Origin of the sequence: Binatus sp. (SeqCode) (assembly GCF_050013435.1) — a bacterium.
GTDB lineage: Bacteria > Desulfobacterota > Binatia > Binatales > Binataceae > Binatus.
This window is the reverse complement of record NZ_JBEKFG010000028.1, coordinates 1-18,187: the sequence shown is the minus strand read 5'-3', so window position 1 is coordinate 18,187 and position 18,187 is coordinate 1. Positions and strand designations below refer to the sequence as shown.

The following is an 18,187-nucleotide window of genomic DNA, read 5'->3' as shown; positions in this document are numbered from 1 at the left end:
GACGAGTCTGCGCGTGCGGCGCCCTATGAAACTTTGAGCGGGAATTTCCGTTTTCAATCCCGAATCGGATTAGCACCGACAGCGGGCGCTTTACAAACGCAGAGTTCGAGCCCGGCTTTAACCGGAATTTCCATTTTGACTTTGCGACCACGAGATTTTTGGCCCGATAGCCGCTCCCCAGGGTCAACTCGGCGCCAGTCTGACGGTTGTGGCCCGCTCGCGGTGGTGGCGGTGGCCCACTGGGAGCCGTGCCGGCTGCTTTCCAAGACAGAGCGGCGGCGATGACTCGGAAGAGCACGTCGAACCGGTGCGCTCCGCCGACGACGATGTGCAAATTGACAGCGCATTCGGCCCCGACGAGGACGAACTCGAAGCGACCGGAGTCGAGAAGCGCCGCCGCGGGCGTCCGCCGAAAGCAAAGAAGGCAGCGGTTCAGAAGAAGATGCGCTAGGCAGGGGTGAGCAGGAAATTCACTTAATTCAATGTGAAACCCTGCGCGGGTTTCACCCTTCCGCGGCAGGGGTGACCCCTGCACCCGGTAACGAATCGAAAAATCCGCGCGGCGCGTCTTTTTCTCTCGGGCGTAACGCTGGCCAGCTGTGGCGACGGGCGGGGGTGACGCCCGCACCCGGTGTTAAGAAGACGCGAAAATCTGCGGCAGGGGTGACCCCTGGCAGGGCTGAGCCCTGCACTCAGCATTAAGGCCGCCCGCCGTTGGCGGGCGCGGCCCCTGCCAACGGCTTAATACTGCGCTGCCGTCGCCACGGCCAGGGCTGAGCCCTGCACCCACCGTTAAGGCCGCGCTCCGGTGTCGCGCGGCAGTGGTGAGCTCTGCACCCACCGTTAAAACAAAGATGGGGGCGGGGTTTGCCCTTAGTACTCGATTACTCGAGATAAACACCGCTACCACTAGTCGAAGCCATGAGCGCAGCCGAAGGGGAACGAGCCCGGATCGGTGCTCGTCGCCGTATGATTCCCGGAACCAGTTAGCATCGCCGCGATTGTGCGCTTCACGCATCCCATCAAGGCGGAGAAATGCCAAGCAGCGTGTTGGCACGCCATAGCGCGCTTGCAAGGCGCGTGGCGTTGGTGGGAGTCTGAATCAGGATTCAAAATGGGAATACCCGGTTGAGACGACTTCCAGCTGCATCGCCCAGACAGGGGGAACGCACATGACCGCGATTGAGCAACTGCGCGACGAGCACGAAGCGATGACGCTGGTCCTCGCGATTCTCGATAAATTATGCCAGCGGCTTGTCTTCAAGGAGAAGGTCAATCCGGAGCATTTCGGCCAAGTGCTGGAGTTCATCCAGGTCTTTGCCGACCAATGCCACCATGGCAAGGAGGAGGAATTTCTGTTTCCCGCCCTCGAAGCGGCCGGCGTCCCCAACGCCGACCGTATGCTCGACGTGATGCACGAGCATGAGCGCTGCCGCATCCTGATCCGGCAACTGGCTGCCGCGTGGCAAAAACACCGCTCGGGCGATCCCGCGGCCGCAATCGCGGTGATTAGGAGCGCGCGAGACTACAGCGTGTTTATGACTGCCCACATCTCCAAGGAAAACAATGTCCTCTTTCCGCTGGCCGAGGCGCACCTGTCGGCCGACAGACAGCGACGACTGCTGGTGGACTTTGAGCGGCTGGAAATCGAGCAGATCGGAGCAGGCGGGCACGAGCGGTTCCGCAAGACTTTGGATTTTCTCAAGCAAACCTATCTTCGATAGAAAGCGCGCGAAATTGCGCGGGAGTCTCGATCCTGACTGGCGGACGTAATTCCGGGGGATACGAGAAAATCCAGTAAATTCGGGGGGAATTTGGATAGATGTCGGGGGAGGCTTGCGGGATGCGTAAGAAATTGATAATCATTCTCATTATCGAGAGGATGACCGCGAATGTACTTATGCATCTGCAACGCTATCACCGACCGCCAGGCGCGCGCGCATCGCGCGGCCTCAGGCGGCACCGGGGAATGCTCGGTTTCGGCTTTCTACCGCGCGCTCGGCGTCAAGCCCAAGTGCGGCAAATGCGTGCGGGGCGTTCGCGAGATGCTCGACGCCAACGCCGTCTCGGGCGAAGCTCGTCAGGATAGCTGCGGCGCCGAAGGCTAGTCGATTCGCTTTTCACTTTCTACTTTTTGAAGGGACCGATTTGCCCCTATACTACCGCCATCCATAGCCGCGTCTTCCGGGAGAAGGTTCCATGAAAGGTGACCCCCAGGTACTCCAGTTTCTGAACGTCGTGCTCCGCAACGAGCTGACTGCGATCAATCAGTATTTCCTGCACGGAAAACAGTTCGAGCATTGGGGTGTCGCCAAGCTCGCCAAGCATGAGCGCGACGAGTCGATGACCGAGATGAAACACGCCGATCGGGCGATCGAGCGCATCCTGTTTCTCGAGGGTCTGCCCAATCTTCAGGATTTGGATCGGCTGCTGATCGGCGAGAACGTCAAGGAAGCGCTCGAGTGCGATCTCAAGCTGGAGCTCAAGGCGCTGGGGGATCTTCGCGCCGCAATCGCGCACTGTGAATCGGTGAAAGATTACGTCACGCGGGAGATGCTCGAGGAAATCATGGACGAGGAAGAGGAGAGCGTCGATTTCATCGAGATACAATTCGACCTTATCAAGCAGATCGGAATCGAGAACTACATCCAGCTGCAATCCTCGAGCGCAAGCTGAGCAAGAAGAACTTGATTTAATGTGAAACCCACCGTGGGTTTCACGCTTCCTTGGGCAGGGCTGAGCCCTGCACTCAGTATTAAAACAAAGATGGGGCCTGACGGCCTGCTAGAAGGGGCAAGGGCGAGAGGCTCGAAGGTGTCTCATCGCGGGACGCATCTGCGTCACTTGCAGAACGATTGAATGACGATGGAGCACGTCCCGCGGCCCTTCGATCGCAATTCCCAGCCATCTCGCGCGTATTCTCAGCGGTCACGAAATACATTCGGGTCGGCATAGTGATTGCTCTGCTATGGCATGGAACAGCGCGATGTCATGCGCGAGGATTTTTTTCGAATGGACTTGTTGGTCGTAGAAGACAACCCAACGGATCGGATGGTTATCCAGGCCCGGCTCCGGCGCGCATTTCCGGGCGCGCAGATTTTGGCCGCCGACGGTCCGCTTGAGTTCAATGCGCATCTCAAGCGCGACGGCTGCGATGTCGTGATCACGGACTACTGGCTGGGTTGGATTGACGGGTTGTCGGTGCTTCAGCGCGTGCGTGAGCGATGGCCGCGGAGCCGGGTAATTATGCTGACCGGCAACGGCGGCGAAGAGGTGGTGGCGAGCGCGTTCAAGAACGGTTTGTATCGCTATCTGCTCAAGCCCGAAGGCTTTGACGAGCTTGTGGCTGCGGCCGCGTCGGCGATGGAGAGCAAGCGACGCGAAGAGTTCCAGGAACTGATGGCGATGATCGTCAATTCGCTTCCCGACGGAATTCACAGTGTGGACGCCGCCGGGATAATCACGGCGACTAACGCGGCAGCGCGTCAGATATATGGATATGAAGACATCGAGATTGTCGGCCGCAGCAACGAGATTCTGCTGCCGGCAGCGCGGCGCGACGAAATCCGGCGGCTTTATGAGCGGGCGTTAGGCGGAGAAGTCGTGCCCCGATTTCCAACCCTTCAGCTGCGCGGCGACGGCGCCGAAATCGCGGTCGCGATGACGATCCTCCCGATTCGTGACGCTGACGGCGCGGTATCCCGCGTGGCGTGTATCACCACTCCTATTGGCAAGCCGACTAGCGAGGTATCCGGCTCCATCGCGCGGCAGGAGGGACCGCCTCGGTCCCGGCCGCCCCGGCTTGCAGCAAGCAGCTGACGCAGGCGCCGACGGTCGTGCGCGGGAGATTTTTGGCGACTTGGCCGCTTGGATGAAGACGGCGCGGATATGGGTAGTTTCGGTTCGGAGGTGAAAAAATGACATAGGAGGAGCAGCTACCTTCTGCCATGGCGCTACCTTGATGCCCGCCGGGAGGCTACAGTGAAGAGCCTGATGGCTCGCAATGACGGCTCGAACAATCCGGCGGAGAATGCGCATTGAACCGTCTGTTCAATGACCGCGGCCACCCGATAGGGCTCGCGCTTTTCTACGTGCTTGGCTGTTTCATCTGGCTGGTGATCTGCGTTCGGGTGCTATCGCTGATGCCGCCGCATTCGTGGGCGCTTAACGTATGCGTGAACACGCTGCTGGTCTACCTGGTGGTATCCCACTACACCAAGAGGATTCGGACCTTGGATGCGGCGCAAGAGGAAGCGCTCCTGCGTGCGCGCGGGTACTTCGAATCGGCGGTTGAGGGAATCGTTTCGGTGGATGAAGCCGGGAAGATTCGTCAGCTCAATCCGCGCGGGCAGGAGCTGTTTGGTTACCGCGAAGAGGAACTCGTCGGTCTGCCGATCGAAGTCCTGGTGCCGCAGCGCTTCCTCTATCGCCACCAGGTGCATCGCGACGGATTTTTCAAGGCGCCAAAATCCCGCATGATGGGCCGCGGGATGGAGGTTGCGGTACGCCGAAAAGACGGCAGCGAATTTTCCGCCGAGATCAGTCTCAACGTGGTTCAGATGCGCGGCGGCAAGCTGACAATCGCGTTCGTCGCGGACATCAGCGAGCGCCTTGGGATGGAGCGCGAGGCGCGCCGCAATGAAACAGTGGACGCGCTGGCGGCGGTGGCGGCGGGAGTCGCGCACGAATTGAACAACCCGCTGGCCGTGATGGCGGCGCGCATCGAGCTGATGCTGGCGTCGGACGACGATCTCAGCGCCGAGACGCGCGACGACCTGCTGGTCCTGCAAAAAAACATCGAACGCGCCAGCCGCATCTCACACAGCATGCTTTCGGTCGCGCGTCAGCGCCCCGGCGTGCGTTATGCGATGGACATGAACGTGGCGGTCCAAGAGGCGATGCTGATAGTTGGGGCAGAAGGCAAGGGCGGCACGCCGCGATTTGAAACGAACCTCGATCGCTCGCTGCCGGAGGTGATGGCCGAGCCGACGAGTCTGGAGCAGGTGCTGATCAACCTTATACTGAATGCACGCGACGCGGGCGCGCGCCTGATACGCATCGAGACCGGGCTGGCTCCGGGGCTTGCCGGTCATCTTCGGCTGTCAGTCTCGGACGACGGCTCGGGAATCAAGAGCGACCTGCTCGGGAAACTGTTTCGGCCGTTCTTCACGACCAAACCCAAGGGGACCGGCCTGGGTCTGTGGTTGAGCCAGCGGATCGTGCAGGATCACGGCGGCACTATCGCGGTTGAATCGGTGGCGGGCAAAGGCACCACCTTCAGGATAACGCTGCCGACGATTGGCGAATCGGCAGCCGGGAAAGCGACGCTTTCCGCACCAGATGAACCGCTGCCGCAACTCCCGGCCGCGCGAGGCACTCGGCCGGGCCGCTAGCCGATTTTTTCACACGCCGATGGCTGCACAAGCAAAAATTCTAATCGTGGACGACGAACGCGACCTGGTGGACGCATACGTCCGGCTGCTCGAGCGCTCGGGTTATCGATGCGTGGGCGCATTCGACGCGAACCAGGCACTCCAGATGATCGACGGCGAACCGCCCGACCTAGTGATCACGGACTTGAGCCTGCCCGATAGCACCGGCGTCGATATCATCCGGCGCGTGCGGGCGAAGTTGCCGGTCGCGCCGATCATCGTGATGTCGGGACACAACTCGCCCGGACTGCACGAAGCGGCGCTGGGAGCCGGCGCGAACATCTCGCTGCTGAAACCCGTTTCGATAGGCGAGCTTCGGCGCGTGATCGGCGAAGCCCTCCCGCGCTGATCGGCGGCCGGTGAAAATTACAGGGTGCGTTTGAAGGAGAAGCTGGCGACCACCAGCATCAGGACCATGAACACCAGCAGGTACGCGATGTCGCCGCTGACGGCGGCGAAGTCCGCGCCCTTGAAGAGAATCTGTTTGATCGCGCTCACCGAATGGGTCTCGGGATTGACGTGCGCGAAGGCTCGCAGCCAGGGCGGAAAACTCTCAACCGGGTAGATCGCGCCGCTCGGAAAAAACAGAATCACGTTCAGGAATCCCGCGAACGTCCCGACCAGGCGCGGATGGCCCGCGCGTCCCAGTAGCGCAAACGTCATCGCCAGCAGTCCCGTCGCGCTGACGATAATTATTCCCACCAGCATCGCCAGCGCTACGGGTCCGCCGAGGATTCGCCCGCGCGTAATCAACAGGCCCAAAAACAGCACCAACACACCGGCGGTGCTGGTTACGGTCACGCCGCTGGCGAGGATGCCGCCGGCGATGTCCCAGCGTGAAAGGGGAGTGACCAGATAGCCCTCCGTCACGCCGAGAAATTGATCCATCACCCAGTTGAACACACCGGACATCAGCGATCCCATGAAGATGGCCATCACGATGACGCCCGGGATGAGCGATCGATCGTAATCCACGTACGGGAACAACCAGTTGGGCCGCAGTGAGATGTCGTTGAGTTTGGGTTCGCGCGCGGTGACAAAGGTGACCTTGACGGTTGCGGCCGCCTGGTCGAGCGCGGATTCGAGCGTCTCGGAGCTGATCGCGTCGACGTTGTCGGTGAACAATCCGATCTGCGCGATACGGCCTTCCGCGACCGCGTGGCTGAAGTCGGGCGGGATCACCACCACGCCTTTGAAGAGCCCGTCGCGGACCTGGCCGATCGCATAGCCCGGGTCGTTCTCGAAGGTGATGTCCACGGTCTTCGGTCCCGCCTGCAGCGCGAGCAACTGTTCGACGATTCGGCGCGCGTAGAGGCCGTGATCCTGTTCGACGACGACAACCGGCAGATGTTTGAGCTGGCCCTGAAATGAATTGCCGATTATCACGAGATAGAGGATCGGCATCAGGATGACCGATAGCAGCGTGACCGGATTGCGCATCAGCTTCTTGAGGTCGCGCCGCATGACTGCGAGGAACTTCAGCCCGAACATCGCCATCCCCCCTCAGCGGTGCTGCGGCATTCCGGCTCCCACCAACAAGCTGACCTTCTTGGCCGGCTCATCGCGGAGCGTGCGTCCGGTGAAGTGGATGAAGACGTCTTCGAGCGAGAGCTTCTGCACGGTGATCGAAGTTACCCGGCCGCCGGCGCCATCGACCGCCTCAAGAACTTTCGGAATCGCGTGTGCGCCGTCGTTGGTCGAAAGCTGCAGGCGGTTGCCGCCGTCGCGGTTCACCCCGCGCAGATACGGCATCTGCGCAAGCATCTCGGCGATAGCGGCGGGATCTTTTTCGACCACCAGGTCGATCCGGTCCGCACCCGGCACCATCGATTTGAGTCCGATCGGCGTGTCGAGCGCGATTATCTTGCCGGCATCGACGATTGCGATCCGATCGCACAGCGACTCGGCTTCGTCCATGTAGTGCGTCGTAAGCGAGATGGTAATCTCGCTTTCCTTGCGCAGCGTCTCGAGCAGGTCCCACACCGCGCGCCGGCTTTGCGGATCAAGCCCGATGGTCGGCTCGTCGAGGAACAGCACGTCGGGCGAATGAATCAGCCCGCGCGCGATCTCGAGCCGCCGGCGCATCCCGCCCGAGTAGGTCGCGACCAGATCGTTGGCCCGCTCGTTGAGCCCTACCAGATGGAGCAGCCGATGCCCGCGCTCGCGGCGCTCGCGGCGCGACAGACCGAAGAACTCGCCGTAGATGTCGACGTTCTCCCATCCGGTGAGATCGAGATCCGAGGTGAGCGCCTGGGGAATGACGCCGATATTTTCGCGCACCTGGCGCGGATACCGCGCGACATCGAAACCCGCCACGGTCGCACGCCCGCCGCTTGGCGCCAGCAGCGTGGTCAGCATCCGCACAACAGTCGTCTTGCCGGCGCCGTTGGGCCCGAGCAGTCCGAACACCTCGCCGCGGCGGACCTCGAAGCTGACCTTGTCGACCGCGGTGAAAGCGCCGAAGCGCTTAGTCAGGTCTTTGGTCTGTATTGCTGGTGACTCTGGTTCCATCGGTTCTCGGAAAGCTGACTTGCGCGGTCATTCCGGGTTTGAGTTCGCCTTCGGCCTGCAACACCTGCACCTTGACGTAGAAGGTGCGAATATCCTGACGTCCGCGCCGCACGTCGCGCTCGGTTGCGAACTGTCCTTCCTGACCGATCGCCATGATGCGCCCGGTGAAAACCAGTGGCGGTCTGGTCGGCAACTCGACCTGCGCCGTCTTGCCGATGTACAGCGGACCCAGGTCGGTCTCTTCGACATCGACCCGCGCCCAGATCGTCGAGAGGTCATCGACGGTCAGCACCGGCACGCCCGGCGTCACCCATTCACCGACTTCGAGCGCCTTGCTGACCACGACGCCATCGACCGGCGATTTTATCTCGGTGTCGACCAATTGATCGGCGTAGAGCTTGGCGTTGGCCTGCGCGCTGAGCACGTCGGCCTCGTCCTGCTGGACGCTGGTGATGGCGTCGTCGCGAGCCTTGACCGCAATCACGTTTTCCTTCGAGAGTGCGTCGTCGCGCACCAGGTCGCGTCGCGCCTGCGCCAGGTTGGCCTGCGCATGCGCTAGGTCAGCCTTCGATTTGGCGAGCTGATTTCTGAGATCGATATCCTCGATCAGGCATACGACCTGTCCCTTCTTGACGCGGTCGCCCTCGATCAGATCGAGTTGCTTGATACGGCCGGCGATTCGGCTGGTGACATTTACTTCAGGCGCCTCGATCATCCCGACGGTCTGGATCGCCGAATGATCCTCGGCCGGCCACAAGTACGTGCGGCCGAACAAAAAGAATCCGAAAGCAACCCCGATCAGGATTGTCAGTTGAATGGCCCGGCGAACGATCGTTCGAATCATTGTGGATGCACCGGCTTGAAGTTTTGTGATGGGTCCGCGCCGAGCGACCTGAGCATCAGGTTGCCGAGCTCGCGGCTGAGCTCGGAGACCGGCCGGCCGGCGCCGTAATACAGCAGTAGCGATCGAATCGCGCCCTGGATGGTAAACGTCGCCAGGCGCGGATCGATCCGGGTGAACACGCCGGTGCGGATTCCTTCTTCGATTAGCGACGCGCAAAAATTGAACCCGCGCTCGCGCGATGCCTCGATAATCCGATTGCGCGCCTCGGCCAGCCTCGGTTCCACAGTTGCGAAGAACTGAAGAAAATCGCGCCGCTGATCGTAAAACTCCACCATCACCTCGATCGAACGGCGCAGCCGCTCGGCCACCGGCAGCCTTGGATCGGCGCTGTTTTGATAGGTGCGATAGGCGGTGTCGAGACCGTCGCTCAAAACGCCGAGGTAGAGCGCGTCCTTGGACGGAAAGTAGAGATAGAGCGTGCCCTTGGCGACCCCGGCGGCCTCCGCCACCCGATCCATCGTGACCGACTGGTACGGTTCGTGTGCGAAAAGCTTGAGCGCGGCAGCCAGAATACGTTCGCGCTTGGCGGCTTGCTCGTCGTGAACGCGAATCGGCCGTCCATTGGGGATTATCGCGGAATTTGTGGCTGTTCTGTTCATGCACTGACCAGTCAGTCATTTATATGAATGCATGCAGATGCGAGTCAACAGTCCTGAATTGCCGCGATTACGTTGGTTGCGCGTGCGGGGATGCATGCCTAGACTCGACAGGTTCGAGCGTCCGTCAAGGCAAGCGCCCGTAGCTCAACTGGATAGAGCATCAGACTTCGGATCTGAGGGTTGGGGGTTCGAATCCCTCCGGGCGCACCAGCGGCGCTCGCGCGAGGCTTGTCCTCGCCGGCTCGACTTGAGTTACACGCGCCCGCTCGATACACGTGACCATTCCAGTCCGCATTCTGGGAAAGGAGTCACATGCAAACTACTCGCGACCTCATTGGACGAGTTCGTTTTCCGGCCGCCGCCATTGCTCTCCTGATGCTGACCTGCGGAACGCCGTCGCGCGCATGGTGTGGGAACACGAACCTGTGGGTAGCGCACGATATCACCGGCATCGCGTCATACACATCAGGACAACTCAAGAAGAGCGGGACGCCAACGCCAATTCAGCTGAGTACGTTTAGCGAAGAGACAGGTCTCGCATTTGACAAGTCTCATAACCTCTGGGCTACTGTCGGCCATCTCGAGGTGGTGCGATTCAATCCCGCGCAGCTCAAGGACCTGAAAACCGATCCAAGCCCGACGCCGGGAGTGATCATCACCAGTACATCTACGTTCGACGGCCTCGGTGGCTGCAACTTCGACCATCAGGGTAACCTGTGGGTGGTAGATGAATCTAGCGACTCGATCGATGAACTGTCGAAAGCACAGCTCGCTGCGGGCAGCAAAGATCTAACGCCTGCCATAGTCATCACTTCCTCCGATCTGGAGGGTCCGAGCTTTGTGATGTTCGACGAAGCCGGGAATGCGTGGGTATCGAGTTATCTTAATAGTGAAATCGTCGAATTCTCCGCCAGCCAACTGACCAGCGGCGGTAGCAAGACGCCCAACATCGTGCTGTCAGACGACGGCAGCGGCAGCCTGTCCGGTCCAGGAGAGATCGCGTTCGACAAGAAGGGCAACCTTTGGGTCCCCAACATTGACGAGGACACGGTCGTGGAGTTTGCGAAGGGTCAACTGACCAGCTCTGGCGATCCCACTCCAACGGTGACGCTGAGCAGTGCCATCTTTTCCAATCCATGGGGAGCGGCATTCGACAGCAGCGGCAATCTGGTGGTTATGAACTACGGCAACGGAACGATCGCGAAGTTCACGCCCAAAGAGTTGAAGGCGAGCGGCGCACCGGTTCCCAAGGTCTCAGTGACGGGAACCGACACCGAGAACCAACAGATCATCTTCGGATCGGCTTCATAGCGTCATTGCAGGGGCCGGCGCCGGTGTCAGAGCGGGATTCCGGTGCGGAATAGAATGAATCGGCCGAGCATCTCGCCAACCAGCACCGACATGATCGCGATGTAGAGCAGGCCCGTCGCCGCCCTCGTCTCCGGAATTTTCAGCGTCTGCCAGCACATCCAGACCAGCACGATCGTGGCGACCGGACCGAGCAGCAGCCGAAATCCCAGCAGTCCAAGGTGCGCGGCGAATAGCTCATGAACGGCCGCCGCCGCGCCGGCGCTGCCGAGCACTGCGGGCATCGCGATCGCGAGTCCGAGCGCGATGAGGTCCGCGACCAGCGCAATTGCCAGCAGCCGGACGAAGGTGCGCAGGTAATCGACCGGCATCTCGAGGTCGATGAGGTACCAATGTCCAAACAGCATCGCGCCGCTCACCAATCCCAGGACCAGCGCCGAGGTGATTGCAGTAAGCCCGTAGGCGACAGCCGCGGCCGCGCCGAAGCCGCGGGGCATCAGAAGCATCACGTTGGCGATCAGCGCGACCAGGCCAAGGCCCAGGCCAAGCGCGTACGAGCGCGCGCGGAGCAAACCGTTTTCAGTCCAAAGTGTGTAGAGATAGACGGCCACAGTGGCGCTCGACAGGCTCCACAGCCCCGCCGCCGTCCACAATGAGCCCGCGCCCGGTCCGTCGGCCGCGCCGGCGCGCAACGCCAGCAATCCCAAGCCGATCGCGGTCGTCAGCGACGCGGCCAGATACACCGAAGCGCTGGATTTGTAAAAGCCTCGCTCGACGTTGAAGAAAGGCGGAATTGCAAGTGCGAAGAGCCCGCCCCAGGCGAGTTCTCCGAAGACGAGGATGAAGCAGGCGGCAAATCTGGTCACGCCGGAATACTACCGATCGCAGCGAACCCCTGACAGAGATGCGGGGGCGTTCGCCGCCGGATCGTATCGCTTGCCCTAGCCGGCCATTCGGTGAAATAAAATGTGTACCGAGCGCCCGACAGGCTGCGATTAGACATATGCGGTGGCGCGGCTATAATTGAAATCAGATCGACAGGAATCAATAGGGAAGGATATGCGTTCATCGAAAATTCTAAAATTGTTGGTGATTGGACTGGCGCTGGGCGTTTGGGCATGCGGCGCCATGGAAGCTGCTCGTCAGCAGGAGGAACAAAAGCAGCAGGTGTTCGTGCATCGCGTTGACATGGCGCATATCTGGGTCACCACGGAATCGCCGCCGGCCGGCAAGCCGTACACGGAGCTTGGCGATCTGAGTTATACGGAGCCGTTTTCTCCCGATGCGATCGAGGAGTCGAAGATCAGCGACAAGCTGAAGAAGATGGCCTTCGACAAATGGCCTGACACTATCGACGCGATCGTGAACGAGAATCAGTCGATCTCGGCCGACGGCTCGCAGATCACAGTCACGGCCAAGGCGATCAAATACGACTCGTCGGTTGACCGCGAAGCCTTGCATCACATGAACGAGGGGATGGTGGCGTCGCCGTCCCAAAATTAGCGGTTCGCGATAAATTGCGATCGGAGGCGGGCGCGTAGCGGCAACCATGCCGCGATGCGCCCGTCGCCATTTCCGGTCGGTGAGGGCGAGTCGTGGCGGTTCAGGCTGGCGCCGGCTCGGCCAATAGATTGTCGAGCTTTCCGGAGTCGTCGAGCGCCTTCAATTCCTCGAAGCCGCCGATAATCCTGCCGTTGATGAAAATTTCGGGCACCGTTCGGCGTCCCCCGGACATCTCGATCAGCTTCGCGCGCAACTCGGCGTCGTCGGTCACGTCGATCTCGTCGAAAGCCACGCCCTTGCTCCTGAGCAAATGTTTGGCTCGCGCGCAGAACGGGCAGTAGGTAGTTGTGTACACTTCGACTTTCGGCACGTCGTACCTCGCTTGAACCATTGTTATCCGCGCGAAAATGGCCTGTCCAGTATCGCGTTCAGCCTTTTCACGGCTGGCGGGAGTCAGAGTACATGCGTTTGAGACGGGCAGGCGCCACACCCATCAGGTACATCGCGCGAATCAGCCACATCCTGACGATGGTACGGATCACTCCGTCGCGATTCCATCTTCGCGCAGACGTTGTCACGCGGGCGCGCAGACACGCGACGCGGCCTGCGCGTTTCAGCCGTCGCGCGAATTCGAGATCTTCGCATAGCTCGAAATCGGGGAAGCCGCCGAGACGATCGAAGACCTCGCGCCGCACGAAAATCGCCTGATCGCCGGTGCCGGTGCGGCTGATTCGCGAGCGGATGCTGATCATCGCGCCAATAATCCGGTAGGCGAGGGTGGCTGAGTCGAGTCTTACGTCGAATCGTCCGCCGACCACCGCGGGATCGGACAATGCCGACGCGATGTCAGCCGCAAAGCTCGATGGCACGAGCGTATCTGCGTGGACGAAAACCAATACGTCGCCGTGCGATTCGCGCGCGCCCGCGTTCATCTGGTGCGCCCGACCGCGCGATGCGCCAATCATCGCGTCGCACAATGGTTGCGCGAGGGCGACGCTTGAGTCGATGCTGCCGCCGTCAACGACGACGATCTCCGCGTCGGGAGCGCCGCGGCGAAGCGCGCCCAGCGTGCTCGCGATCGCGGCCGCTTCATTGAGCATCGGCACGATTGCCGAAAGCGTCTTCAATTTCCGAATCAATCCACCGGAGGATTCACCAACGGCGAGGAGTTCGGCGTGGTCGAATCGCCCTTGATGATAACCCGACGCCCCTGGATCTCGAGACGTCCCTGTTGATAGAGCGCGATCGCGTGCGGAAAGATGCGATGCTCCTGGAGCAGGATTCGCGCCGCCAGCCGTGGTTCGTCGTCGCCGGGGATCACCGGCACCGCGGCTTGCACGATCACCGGGCCGACATCGACCCCCGCAGTGACGAAGAAAACGGTGCATCCCGCAAGCTTGACGCCGTATTCGATCGCGTCCTTGGGCCCGTGAATGCCGGGAAACGACGGCAGCAGGCTGTTGTGGATATTCATGATGCGGCCGGGGAACGCCTCGAGCATCACCGGCGAGAGCAGGCGCATGAAGCCCGCCAGCGCGACCAGTTCGACCGAGCGATCGCGTAGCGCGGCGAGGATCGCGCGGTCGAAGTCCTCGCGCGATGCAAACTTGCGATGGTCGATGACCATGGTCTGGATACCGTGGCGGCGGGCGCGCTCGAGGCCCTGCGCGTCGGCCCGATTCGATATGACGAGGCGGATTTCGGCCTTGAGATCGCCGCGCACAATCGCGTCGATTATCGCTTGCAGATTGGTGCCGCTGCCGGAAATCAGGACGCCGAGTTTGACCGTCGGATTTTCCGCCATCGAATTAGCCGCGGCTCAGCGAATTGACACTCCGCGCTTGCCGCGCCTTACTTCGCCGACAACATATGCCCCATATTCGCGGCGGCGCAAATGCGCGACGACGCGATCGGCCTCGCGCGCGGGCACGATCGCGACCATCCCGAGGCCGTTGTTGAAGGTGCGATCCATCTCGGTGCGGCGGATTTTGCCAAGGCGCTCAATGAGGTCGAAAATCGGCAGCGTCGGCCAGCTGCCGCGTTCGAGGAATGCGCGGGTGTTTTCAGGCATCACGCGCGGCAGGTTCTCGAGCACGCCCCCGCCGGTGATATTGGCAAGGCCGTTTATTTTGAAGCGCTCGAACAGCTCGACGACGACGCGCGCGTAGATGAGCGTGGGACGCAGGAGTTCCTCGCCCAGCGTGCATCCCAGTTCGGCGATGTTCGAGTTGAGCTTGAGTTTGGCGTGTTCGAGCAGAACGCGGCGCACCAGCGAGAAGCCGTTGGAGTGAAGTCCGCTGGATGCGACTGCGATCAGCACGTCGCCGGCGCGCACCCTGGACGGCTTGGGAATTCGCGCGCGTTCGACTATTCCCACCGCGAAACCGGCCAGGTCGTACTCGCCGGGCTTGTACAATCCGCCGAGCTGCGCCGTCTCGCCGCCGACCAGGCTCATGCCGGCCTGGGCGCATCCGCGAGCGACGCCCTTGACGATATCGAGCGCAATTTTTTTTTCGAGCTTGCCGGAGCCGATGTAATCGAGAAAGAACAAAGGACGCGCCCCGTGGCAGATGATGTCGTTGACGCACATCGCGACGCAGTCGATTCCGACGGTTTCGTGACGCCCGCTCTCGAACGCAATCATGAGCTTGGTTCCGACGCTGTCGGTGCCTGCGACCAGCACCGGCGCGCGCATCTTGCGCGCCTCATTGAGTCCGACCAGCGCTCCAAATCCGCCGACTCCGCCGATTACGTGCGCGCCGGCCGTGGTTTTGGCGATCGAGCCGAAGAGCGGAATCAGGCTCTGCTTCAGCGCGATATCGACGCCGGCCGCTTTGTACGTCAACCGGGGCGCCATCAGTTCGATTTCCTCCGCCGCGCCACCATCGACGCGCGAAAGGCGCGCTGGCCGCTCGCAGAAACAGTCAACCCTTCGCGGTATTCCTCTATCTCGAGTCCGCCCGCGAGTGCGCGAAGCTCTCCGTGATCGAGCAGAAAGCGCGGATCGCGCGGCTGAGCGATCGCAGCCTGGTCAACCAGGAACGTCTCGGCGATCAAAATGCCGGCGGGTCTGAGCGCCCGGATAAATTTCGGGAACAGCGCGCGGTCGAGGAAATTTATATTCACGATGACGTCGAAGGATTCGTCCTTGAGATGAAAGCTATCCAAGTTTGCGACCACGGGCCAGATGGCCAGCCGCGCGGCCCGCGCAGCCGCGGCGGCGATGCGCATCGCTTCCGCGGAGCGATCGACCGCGAGCACCCGCATGCCCGCCCGTGCGAGCGCGAGCGCGTTGCGCCCGCGTCCTGCGGCGACGTCGAGTGCGACGCCGCGCGGGATTCGCGCGAGCCTCGCGGCCAGGAACGGCTCGGCTGCGCCGGGTGGCTGCCCGCGATGGCGTTCATCCCAGTCGACATGCCGCGGTTCGCTCATAGCACGCGCGCGAGCGTGAATACGTCCACGCAAGCCGCGCCCGCCGCGAGCAGCACGCGCGCGCATTCATCGACCGTGGCGCCGGTGGTCATCACGTCGTCCACGATCAGCACGCGGCGATTCCTGACGCGTTCGGGATTGGTGACCGCAAACGCGCGGCGCACGTTCTTGACGCGTTCGTCGTGGTGACGCGAGGTCTGCGGTGTGGTGAAGCGCCGGCGCGATAGCGCGGTGGTATCCAGCGGAAGATCGAGCCTCCGTGCGACTTCGCCGGCGAGCAGCGCGGCCTGGTTGAATCCGCGCCACCACAAGCGCCGCCAATGCAGCGGCACCGGGATGACCACATCGTAGTCGTCAGCCGACACCGGCAGCTCGTCGCCCAGGTATTGCGCCAGCGCGCGACCGGCGGATTGATCGAGGCCGTACTTATGGCGGCGAATCAGCGCGGGCAGGCTGCCGGGTTCGTCCTCGGCGGTGGTGCGATAGCGCGCGACGGTGCGTGCGATTCGATAGCGTGGCGGATGCGCGAGGCATCGGGCGCATCGCGTCGCGCCGCTGACGGCGGACTCGAGCGGTCCGCCGCACACTTCGCAGCGCGGCTCGGGCATCCGCTCGACTCGCGCCACGCATCGAGCGCAAACGCGCCTTCGTTGCCCGGCTTCGGATGCGAGCGATGTTCCGCATGCGGAGCATCGCGGTGGATACAGAAAGTCGAGAAGCTGGGCGAGCGCGGCCATATATGATTGATGCGTCCGGGGGCGCCCAAACTCAAGGGGGGTATGATATAGAGAATTTCCATGAGTGGGCCACTTGACGGAATTCGGATTATCGACTGGACGATCTGGCAGCAAGGGCCGGTCGCCACGCAGATGCTCGCCGACCTGGGCGCCGAGGTGATCAAGATCGAGGAGCGCGAACGGGGCGACCCGGGGCGGGGACTTACCGCGGCCGCGGGCAGCGCGACCGTCAAGGGCGGACGCAATTTTTATTTCGAGGCCAACAACAAGCACAAGAAAAGTATCGCGCTGGACTTGAAGCGGCCCGAGGGGCGCGAAATCGTGCATCGATTGGCGGCGCGCAGCGACGTCTTCGTCCAGAATTTTCGCCAGGGCGTCGCCCAGCGGCTCGGGCTCGGCTATGCGGACCTGGCCCCGCTCAACCCGCGAATTATCTACGCGAGCGCGTCCGGCTACGGCCCCGAGGGTCCGGACAGTGGCGAGCCGTCGTTTGATTACCTTGGGCAGGCGCGCTCGGGAATCATGAACGCGGTCGGAAGCGGCACCACGACGCCGACCTACATCTACGGCGGAATCGCCGATCAGATGGGCGCGATCATGCTCGCCTACGGAGTGCTCGCGGCGTTGTTCGCGCGTGAACGAACGGGAATCGGGCAGGAAGTGGATGCGTCGCACCTGGGTTCGATGATGGCGTTGCAGGGGTTGAACGTCGTCGCACGAACCATCCTGGGCAGCGAATTTCCGCGCATCACGCGCGCCAACGCTTACAATCCGCTGTGGAACCATTATCGATGCGCGGACGATAAATGGATCTCGCTGGCGATGCTTCAGCCCGACCGCTACTGGAAAGATTTTTGCGAAGTTATAGGCAGGCCGGAGCTGATCGAGGATCCACGCTTTACCGCCAACGCACGCGGCTGGAATGCGGCTGCGCTGATCGTGATACTCGACGAGGTGTTCGCGGCGCGCCCGCGCGACGAGTGGATGCGAATCCTCAAGAGCCGCGGCGATTTCATCTATACCGTCGTGAATTCAGTGTCCGACTTGCCCGACGATCCGCAGGTCAGGGCCAACGAATATCTTGTTGAGTACGATCATCCCGCACTCGGTAATCTGACGCTGCTCGGGATGCCGGTTAAGTTGAGCAAGACGCCCGGGGAGCCGCGCGGGCATGCGCCGGAATTCGGCGAGCATACGGAGCTGCTGATGACCGAGCTGCTCGGCTACTCGTGGGACGATGTCGCGCGGCTGCGCGAGGCCAACGTGATTTGAGCGCCGCTCACGGAAGCGACGGCGATACAAGGAGTTGATGCGATGGCGATTACAGGAACACTCGAAGATCGCGAGGACGTTCGCTCACTGCATGCGCGCTATTGCCTGACGATCGACGGTGGCCGCTACGACGAATGGATCGATTGCTTCACGGAGGACGGCGTCTTCGAGAGCCCGCGCTTCGGCAAGCACAGCGGACGCGCCGGCCTCGAGCGATTCGCGGCGCTGTACAAGGAATCGCTCGGCGGCGCGCAGGTGCTCCACGTGGTCGCCAATCCTGCGTTCGAACTCGAAGGCGCAACCGGCGTCGGCACCGCCTACCTGCTTTATTACCACTGCAAGGACGGGCGGGTGCAGCAATCCACGGTTGGGTATTACACGGACAAGCTGCGCAAAACGCCCGCGGGATGGCGCTTTGCGAGCCGTCACGTGACGATCCTCGGGCATCACTGAGATTCTCCAGCCTGCGTAAAATAGTGCGGCGGGGGG

22 protein-coding genes and 1 tRNA gene are annotated in these 18,187 nt (G+C 61.8%); 12 read left to right on the top strand and 11 right to left on the bottom strand.

The features are described 5' to 3' along the window. The first annotated feature begins 307 nt into the window (after positions 1-307). From ABSB13_RS07700 to ABSB13_RS07670, 7 genes are all read left to right on the top strand, one after another. Positions 308-451, top strand: coding sequence for a hypothetical protein (locus ABSB13_RS07700; protein WP_428107117.1), 144 nt, complete (start codon positions 308-310; stop codon positions 449-451). A gap of 721 nt (positions 452-1,172) precedes the next feature. After that, positions 1,173-1,724: a hemerythrin domain-containing protein gene (locus ABSB13_RS07695; protein WP_428107115.1), complete on the top strand. Its 552-nt coding sequence runs from the start codon at positions 1,173-1,175 to the stop codon at positions 1,722-1,724. Between the two features lie 168 nt (positions 1,725-1,892). Further along, positions 1,893-2,108: a (2Fe-2S)-binding protein gene (locus tag ABSB13_RS07690; RefSeq protein WP_428107113.1), complete on the top strand. Its 216-nt coding sequence runs from the start codon at positions 1,893-1,895 to the stop codon at positions 2,106-2,108. Positions 2,109-2,199: 91 nt separating this feature from the next. Further along, on the top strand, positions 2,200-2,676 hold the full coding sequence (gene bfr, locus ABSB13_RS07685) for a bacterioferritin (protein WP_428107110.1): 477 nt from the start codon (positions 2,200-2,202) through the stop codon (positions 2,674-2,676). A 336-nt stretch (positions 2,677-3,012) separates the two neighbouring features. Further along, positions 3,013-3,819, top strand: a complete 807-nt coding sequence (locus ABSB13_RS07680) for a PAS domain-containing protein (protein ID WP_428107108.1) — start codon at positions 3,013-3,015, stop codon at positions 3,817-3,819. Between the two features lie 218 nt (positions 3,820-4,037). Continuing rightward, on the top strand, positions 4,038-5,393 hold the full coding sequence (locus tag ABSB13_RS07675) for a two-component system sensor histidine kinase NtrB (protein WP_428107106.1): 1,356 nt from the start codon (positions 4,038-4,040) through the stop codon (positions 5,391-5,393). A 19-nt stretch (positions 5,394-5,412) separates the two neighbouring features. Then, a complete protein-coding gene (locus tag ABSB13_RS07670) occupies positions 5,413-5,781 on the top strand; it encodes a response regulator (RefSeq protein WP_428107104.1) in 369 nt (122 codons plus the stop codon). A 17-nt stretch (positions 5,782-5,798) separates the two neighbouring features. Here ABSB13_RS07670 and ABSB13_RS07665 read toward each other — a convergent pair whose 3' ends face one another. From ABSB13_RS07665 to ABSB13_RS07650, 4 genes are read right to left on the bottom strand one after another with little or no spacing between them, the layout of a single operon-like run. Beyond that, on the bottom strand, positions 5,799-6,923 hold the full coding sequence (locus ABSB13_RS07665; RefSeq protein WP_428107102.1) for an ABC transporter permease: 1,125 nt from the start codon (positions 6,921-6,923) through the stop codon (positions 5,799-5,801). Between the two features lie 12 nt (positions 6,924-6,935). Further along, a complete protein-coding gene (locus ABSB13_RS07660) occupies positions 6,936-7,943 on the bottom strand; it encodes an ATP-binding cassette domain-containing protein (protein ID WP_428107100.1) in 1,008 nt (335 codons plus the stop codon). Beyond that, complete coding sequence (locus ABSB13_RS07655; protein ID WP_428107097.1) at positions 7,900-8,787, bottom strand: efflux RND transporter periplasmic adaptor subunit; 888 nt, start codon at positions 8,785-8,787, stop codon at positions 7,900-7,902. The genes ABSB13_RS07660 and ABSB13_RS07655 overlap by 44 nt, the downstream gene beginning before the upstream one ends. Further along, on the bottom strand, positions 8,784-9,446 hold the full coding sequence (locus tag ABSB13_RS07650) for a TetR/AcrR family transcriptional regulator (RefSeq protein WP_428107095.1): 663 nt from the start codon (positions 9,444-9,446) through the stop codon (positions 8,784-8,786). The genes ABSB13_RS07655 and ABSB13_RS07650 overlap by 4 nt, the downstream gene beginning before the upstream one ends. A gap of 133 nt (positions 9,447-9,579) precedes the next feature. On the opposite strand from ABSB13_RS07650, the gene ABSB13_RS07645 reads away from it, so the two are divergent. Further along, positions 9,580-9,656 (top strand) — tRNA-Arg (locus ABSB13_RS07645). 102 nt (positions 9,657-9,758) lie between these two features. Continuing rightward, positions 9,759-10,757: an NHL repeat-containing protein gene (locus ABSB13_RS07640; protein WP_428107093.1), complete on the top strand. Its 999-nt coding sequence runs from the start codon at positions 9,759-9,761 to the stop codon at positions 10,755-10,757. A 26-nt stretch (positions 10,758-10,783) separates the two neighbouring features. Here the strand turns inward: ABSB13_RS07640 and ABSB13_RS07635 are convergent, their stop codons facing one another. Then, on the bottom strand, positions 10,784-11,620 hold the full coding sequence (locus ABSB13_RS07635) for a hypothetical protein (protein ID WP_428107091.1): 837 nt from the start codon (positions 11,618-11,620) through the stop codon (positions 10,784-10,786). Positions 11,621-11,813: 193 nt separating this feature from the next. Between ABSB13_RS07635 and ABSB13_RS07630 the strand changes: the two genes are divergently transcribed. Then, complete coding sequence (locus ABSB13_RS07630) at positions 11,814-12,257, top strand: hypothetical protein (RefSeq protein WP_428107090.1); 444 nt, start codon at positions 11,814-11,816, stop codon at positions 12,255-12,257. 100 nt (positions 12,258-12,357) lie between these two features. Here the strand turns inward: ABSB13_RS07630 and grxC are convergent, their stop codons facing one another. From grxC to ABSB13_RS07600, 6 genes are read right to left on the bottom strand one after another with little or no spacing between them, the layout of a single operon-like run. Further along, the gene (grxC, locus tag ABSB13_RS07625; protein WP_428107088.1) at positions 12,358-12,648 is read right to left on the bottom strand and encodes a glutaredoxin 3; all 291 of its coding nucleotides are present in this window, start codon (positions 12,646-12,648) and stop codon (positions 12,358-12,360) included. A gap of 46 nt (positions 12,649-12,694) precedes the next feature. Continuing rightward, entirely contained in the window at positions 12,695-13,384 is a 690-nt protein-coding gene (locus ABSB13_RS07620) for a TIGR04283 family arsenosugar biosynthesis glycosyltransferase (RefSeq protein WP_428107085.1), read from the bottom strand. Positions 13,385-13,392: 8 nt separating this feature from the next. Further along, entirely contained in the window at positions 13,393-14,061 is a 669-nt protein-coding gene (gene purN, locus ABSB13_RS07615) for a phosphoribosylglycinamide formyltransferase (RefSeq protein ID WP_428107082.1), read from the bottom strand. A gap of 15 nt (positions 14,062-14,076) precedes the next feature. Next, positions 14,077-15,114, bottom strand: coding sequence for a phosphoribosylformylglycinamidine cyclo-ligase (gene purM / locus ABSB13_RS07610; RefSeq protein ID WP_428107081.1), 1,038 nt, complete (start codon positions 15,112-15,114; stop codon positions 14,077-14,079). After that, positions 15,114-15,689: a class I SAM-dependent methyltransferase gene (locus ABSB13_RS07605; protein ID WP_428107079.1), complete on the bottom strand. Its 576-nt coding sequence runs from the start codon at positions 15,687-15,689 to the stop codon at positions 15,114-15,116. Before ABSB13_RS07605 ends, purM begins: the two co-directional genes overlap by 1 nt. Next, the gene (locus ABSB13_RS07600) at positions 15,686-16,426 is read right to left on the bottom strand and encodes a ComFC family protein (protein ID WP_428107077.1); all 741 of its coding nucleotides are present in this window, start codon (positions 16,424-16,426) and stop codon (positions 15,686-15,688) included. Before ABSB13_RS07600 ends, ABSB13_RS07605 begins: the two co-directional genes overlap by 4 nt. A 60-nt stretch (positions 16,427-16,486) precedes the next feature. Here ABSB13_RS07600 and ABSB13_RS07595 point away from each other — a divergent pair, with 60 nt between their 5' ends. After that, complete coding sequence (locus ABSB13_RS07595) at positions 16,487-17,698, top strand: CaiB/BaiF CoA transferase family protein (RefSeq protein WP_428107075.1); 1,212 nt, start codon at positions 16,487-16,489, stop codon at positions 17,696-17,698. 42 nt (positions 17,699-17,740) lie between these two features. Continuing rightward, complete coding sequence (locus tag ABSB13_RS07590; RefSeq protein ID WP_428107074.1) at positions 17,741-18,151, top strand: nuclear transport factor 2 family protein; 411 nt, start codon at positions 17,741-17,743, stop codon at positions 18,149-18,151. The last annotated feature ends 36 nt before the right edge of the window (positions 18,152-18,187 follow it).

Coding starts and splice junctions, on each gene's coding strand:
- ABSB13_RS07665 (WP_428107102.1), bottom strand. CDS start 6,923: ATGTTCGGGCTGAAGTTCCTCGCAGTCATGCGGCGCGACCTCAAGAAG.
- purM (WP_428107081.1), bottom strand. CDS start 15,114: ATGGCGCCCCGGTTGACGTACAAAGCGGCCGGCGTCGATATCGCGCTG.
- bfr (WP_428107110.1), top strand. CDS start 2,200: ATGAAAGGTGACCCCCAGGTACTCCAGTTTCTGAACGTCGTGCTCCGC.
- ABSB13_RS07660 (WP_428107100.1), bottom strand. CDS start 7,943: ATGGAACCAGAGTCACCAGCAATACAGACCAAAGACCTGACTAAGCGC.
- ABSB13_RS07600 (WP_428107077.1), bottom strand. CDS start 16,426: ATGGCCGCGCTCGCCCAGCTTCTCGACTTTCTGTATCCACCGCGATGC.
- ABSB13_RS07595 (WP_428107075.1), top strand. CDS start 16,487: ATGAGTGGGCCACTTGACGGAATTCGGATTATCGACTGGACGATCTGG.
- ABSB13_RS07655 (WP_428107097.1), bottom strand. CDS start 8,787: ATGATTCGAACGATCGTTCGCCGGGCCATTCAACTGACAATCCTGATC.
- ABSB13_RS07670 (WP_428107104.1), top strand. CDS start 5,413: ATGGCTGCACAAGCAAAAATTCTAATCGTGGACGACGAACGCGACCTG.
- ABSB13_RS07605 (WP_428107079.1), bottom strand. CDS start 15,689: ATGAGCGAACCGCGGCATGTCGACTGGGATGAACGCCATCGCGGGCAG.
- ABSB13_RS07640 (WP_428107093.1), top strand. CDS start 9,759: ATGCAAACTACTCGCGACCTCATTGGACGAGTTCGTTTTCCGGCCGCC.
- ABSB13_RS07590 (WP_428107074.1), top strand. CDS start 17,741: ATGGCGATTACAGGAACACTCGAAGATCGCGAGGACGTTCGCTCACTG.
- ABSB13_RS07695 (WP_428107115.1), top strand. CDS start 1,173: ATGACCGCGATTGAGCAACTGCGCGACGAGCACGAAGCGATGACGCTG.
- purN (WP_428107082.1), bottom strand. CDS start 14,061: ATGGCGGAAAATCCGACGGTCAAACTCGGCGTCCTGATTTCCGGCAGC.
- ABSB13_RS07630 (WP_428107090.1), top strand. CDS start 11,814: ATGCGTTCATCGAAAATTCTAAAATTGTTGGTGATTGGACTGGCGCTG.
- ABSB13_RS07690 (WP_428107113.1), top strand. CDS start 1,893: ATGTACTTATGCATCTGCAACGCTATCACCGACCGCCAGGCGCGCGCG.
- ABSB13_RS07650 (WP_428107095.1), bottom strand. CDS start 9,446: ATGAACAGAACAGCCACAAATTCCGCGATAATCCCCAATGGACGGCCG.
- grxC (WP_428107088.1), bottom strand. CDS start 12,648: ATGGTTCAAGCGAGGTACGACGTGCCGAAAGTCGAAGTGTACACAACT.
- ABSB13_RS07680 (WP_428107108.1), top strand. CDS start 3,013: ATGGACTTGTTGGTCGTAGAAGACAACCCAACGGATCGGATGGTTATC.